Annotated in this window: 1 protein-coding gene; it reads right to left on the bottom strand. The window is 68.9% G+C overall.

The window, feature by feature from the left end; all coding sequences use genetic code 11:
- Positions 1–4831: amino acid adenylation domain-containing protein (locus ACWDTS_RS28015; protein WP_450119453.1), on the bottom strand; the 4831-nt coding region annotated here is incomplete at both ends.

The raw sequence follows: 4831 nt of genomic DNA, 5'->3' as shown, positions 1-4831 counted from the left end.
CAGATCGACCAGCGTCGCAGCCGAATCCACCTCATGCGCCGTGTCGTTCCACGACTCCAACACCAACGCCCGCTCCTGAGCACCCAACAACGGGAGGTCACCGACCAGCGTGGACGGCTCCGAGACCACGGCCTCGAGCAGCCGCACGAAACGCTCGGCGAAGGAACGGACCGTCGATTCGTCGAAAAGATCGGTCGCATAGGTCAGTTCGGCGGCCATGCCGGCCGGCGAACCCTGCTCGTCGATCGATTCGGTGAGCGTGACCTGCAGATCGAACTTCGACACCTGCGCGTCGAAGTCGAGACCGCTCACGGACAGGCCGGGCAGCTCGAACGACGTCTGGGCGAGATTCTGGAACGCCAGCATCACCTGGAACAGCGGGTGCCGGGCCTGCGAACGGGCCGGGTTGAGCACCTCGACCAGACGCTCGAACGGCACGTCCGCGTGCCCGAACGCCCCGAGGTCCACCTCGCGCACCCGGCCGAGCAGGTCGCTGAACGACTCGGCCGGATCGACCGGGGTGCGCAGGACCAGCGTGTTGACGAACATGCCGACCAGATCGTCGAGACCGGCTTCACCACGGCCCGCGACCGGGGTGCCGATCGCGACGTCGTTCGATCCCGACAGGCGCGACAGCAGCACCGCCAGCGCGCTGTGCACGACCATGAACAGGGTGGTCGCGTGTTCCCGCGCGAACGTGTTGAGGGCCGAATGCAGTTCCGGTTCCACGGTGAAGCGGATGCTCGCGCCCGCGAAGGACGCGGTGGACGGACGCGGGCGATCGCTGGGCAGGTCGAGCTGATCCGGCAGGCCGGCCAGCGTGGCCGACCAGTAGTCCAGCTGACGTGAGATCAGCGAATCCGGGTCGTGCTCGTCACCGAGGACCTCGCGCTGCCAGAGCGCGAAGTCGGCGTACTGCACCGGAAGCGGCGCCCAGGCCGGGGCGTCCCACGACGACCGCGCGGCATAGGCCACCATGACGTCCCGGGCGAGCGGCCCCATCGACCAGCCGTCCGCGGAGATGTGGTGGACGACCATGCCGAGGACGTAGTCGCGTTCACCGATCTCGAACAGCCGGGCGTGCATCGGAACTTCGGAGGTCACGTCGAAGCCGACGGAAGCGAGTTTGAACAGCTTGTCCTGGAGTTCCTCCGGGGTGACCTGCTCGGGTGTCAGGTCGGGAACGGTCTGCACCGCCTCCTGCACGACCTGCCGCGGGCCGTCCGGCGAGTCCGGGAAGATCGTCCGCAGCGACTCGTGCCGCTCGGTCACGTCGATGACCGCGACCTGCAGCGCGATGATGTCGAGTTCACCGCTGAGCCGGATCACGACCGGAATGTTGTTGACCGCCGAGCCCGTGTCGAAACGGTTGAGGAACCACATGCGCTGCTGCGCGAGCGACAGAGGGATCCGGTCCGGGCGCTCCATCGGTGCCAGTGCGGCGCGACCGCCGGCACCGGCATGCTGCTCGACCCGGGCAGCGAGCGCTTCGACGGTCGAGGCCTCGAACAGCGCCCGGACCGGGACCGTGGTGTGCAGCGCGGCACCGAGCCGCGAGACGACCTGGGTCGCGATGAGGGAGTTGCCGCCCAGCTCGAAGAAGTCGTCGTCGACGCCGACCCGCGTCACGCCGAGCACGTCGGCGAACGTGTTGGCGACGATCTCCTCGACGGGGGTCGACGGGGAGCGGAACACCTTGGTCTCGAAAACCGGCGCGGGCAACGCCTTCCGGTCGAGCTTGCCCTGCGGGGTCAGCGGGACCTCGTCGAGGACGACGATCGCCGCGGGCACCATGTGCGAGGGCAGGCGATCGGCGACGAACGCCGTCAGCGCGTCCACGCGCACCGAACGCCCCGGCACGGCCGTCACGTACGAGACGAGCTGGGCCGTGCCGGACACACCGGTGTGGCCGACCGTCACCGCGAAGTCGACGTCCTCGTGCGCTGCGAGGGTCGCGTCGATCTCACCGAGTTCGATGCGGAAACCGCGGATCTTCACCTGGAAGTCGCTGCGGCCGACGTACTCGATACGCGGCGTCGGCGCCCCGGGCACCCAGCGCACCAGGTCACCCGTGCGATACATGCGCCGGCCGTCTCCGGCGAACGGATCCACGAGGAACCGTTCGGCCGTCAGGCCCGCGCGGGCGTGGTATCCGCGGGCCACACCCGCACCCGAGATGTAGAGCTCACCGACGACGCCCTCCGGCACCGGGCCGAGCCTCGAGTCGAGCACGTAGGTCGTCACGCCGCGGATCGGGCCGCCGATGACGATCGGCTCGCCCGCGACCAGCGCGTCGGAGATGTTGGACGCGACGGTCGCCTCGGTCGGCCCGTACGCGTTGAACATCGACCGGCCCGGCACCCACCGGGCGACGAGTTCCGGCGAGCACGCTTCGCCGCCGACCACGACGACGCGCAGGTCCGGCAGACCGGTGGGATCCACCGATCCCAGGGCCGCAGGGGTGACGAACGCGTGCGTGATCCGGCCGCGGACCAGCACGTCCGCCAGGTCGCTGCCACCGAAGACGGAGGTCGGGACGATCACCATCGCCGCCGAACCGGCGGTCGCGAGCAGCAACTCCAGAATCGACGCGTCGAAGCTGGGCGAGGCGAAATGCAGTGTGCGCGAGGACGGCCCGATGCCGTACCGGTCCCGCTGTTCGGCCTCGAATCCGGCGAGGCCGGAGTGGGTGACCGCGACACCCTTCGGGGTGCCCGTGGAACCGGAGGTGTAGATCAGGTACGCGAGGTTGTCCAGGCGCAGCGGGCGGATCCTGTCCGCGTCGGTGATCGGAGCCGGCGAGGCGACCGCGCGGTCGCCGAGGAATTCGGCGTCGTCGACCGCGAGCCAGGTGACGCCACCCGGCAGGACCGACCGGTACTGCTCCGTCGTCAGGCCCAGCTCGGCACCCGAATCGACGATCATGTGCTCGATACGGTCGGCGGGGTAGTTCGGGTCCACCGGAACGAAGGCGGCACCGGACTTGGCGACCGCCCACCACGAGATCACCGAATCGATCGACCGCGGCACCGCGATCGCCACCACGGACTCGGGGCCGATTCCGCGGGCGATCAGCATGCGCGCGAATTGCGAAGAGACCGCGTCGAGTTCGCGATAGGTCAGCGTCCGGTCTCCCGAGACGAGGGCCGTGCCGTCCGGGTTCCGGGAAGCGGCGTCGGTCAGCAACCGGGCCAGGGTGGCCGGTTCGGCACCGCCGGCACCGGTCGTGGAGACGAGCGCGCGCCGCTCACCCACATCGAGGATCTCGAGATCGCCGACGGACCGCTTCGGATCGGCGACGATGGCCCCGAGCAGGCGCTGGAACCGCTCGGCGAAGCCACGCACCGTCGAGACGTCGAACAGATCTGTGGCATAGACGAATTCGGCCCCGAGACCGACGGTCGCGCCGGTGCTGTCGGTGCGTTCGGACAGGGTCAGCTGCAGATCGAACTTTGCGACGTCGACGTCGACCTCGCTCGCCTCGATCGTCAGACCGGGCAGTTCGAGACTGGTGTTCCCCATGTTCTGGTAGGCCAGCACGACCTGGACCAGCGGGTGCCGGGACTGCGAACGTGCCGGCTTGAGGACCTCGACGAGCCGCTCGAACGGCACATCCGCGTTGGCGAAGGCCCCCAGGTCGATCTCCCGCACCTGCTGCAGCAGCTCCGTGAACGACGTCTTCGGGACGATCCGGGTCCGCAGCACCAGGGTGTTGACGAACATGCCGATCAGGTCGTCGAGGGCTTCCTCGCCACGACCGGCGATCGGGGTCCCCACGGCGATGTCCTCCGTGGCGGAGAGCCGGGCGAGCAGGACCGCCAGCGCCGAGTGCATGACCATGAACAGCGAAACATTCTGTTCGCGAGCAAGTTCCTCGAGTGCGCGGTAGGTGCGTGCGTCGATGTCGAACCCGACGCGGCGACCCACGAAGGACTGCACCGCCGGCCGTCGCCGGTCCGAGGGCAGGTCGAGCTGTTCGGGGATCCCGGCGAGCTGGTTCGACCAGTATTCGATCTGCATCGCGGCGAGCGAGGTCGGGTCGGCCTCGTCACCGAGGACGTCGCGCTGCCACAGGGTGTAGTCGGCGTACTGCACGGACAGCGGCGCCCAGGTCGCTTCGGTCGATTCGGTGCGTGCGACATAGGCCGCCGCCATGTCGCGCGCGAGCGGACCGAAGGACACGCCGTCGGCCGCGATGTGGTGGATGACCATGGCGAGCGCGACTTCGTTCGCACCCATGCGGAACAGTCGGCAGCGAACCGGAATCTCTTGGGAGACATCGAATCCCGCCGATGCGAACTCGGCGAGGACTCCGGGAAGCTCGTCGGGACCGGCGAACTCCTCCTCGAGACCGAGGTCGACGTCCCCGATCGGCAGGATCAGCTGGTACGCCCCGGCACCCGATTCGGGGAAGACGGTGCGCAGCGACTCGTGCCGCTCCACGACGTCGTACAGCGCCGCCCGGAGCGCCTCGACGTCCACGTTGCCCTCCATGCGCAGCACGAACGGCAGGTTGTAGGTGGCGGCGGACGGGTCGAACTGGTTGAGGAACCACATCCGCTGCTGAGCCAGCGAGAGCGGAATCTCGTCCGGACGGGGGTAGCGAACGAGCGCCGGCCGTCGGCGATCTCCGGCGCGCGACTCCGAAATAGCCTGCGCCAGTTCGGAAACCGTCGGAGACTCGAACACCGTGCGCACGCCGAGCTGGACGTCGAGTGCCGCGGCGATCCGCGCGACGACCTGGGTCGCGATCAGCGAATTACCACCCAACGCAAAGAAATCGTCATCCGCACCGACCCGCTCCACCCCGAGCACATCGGCGAACACCCCC

This window comes from Rhodococcus sp. NPDC003383 (assembly GCF_053589115.1).
The sequence above is the reverse complement of the archived record's forward strand: the minus strand, read 5'-3'. Positions and strand labels throughout refer to the sequence as shown.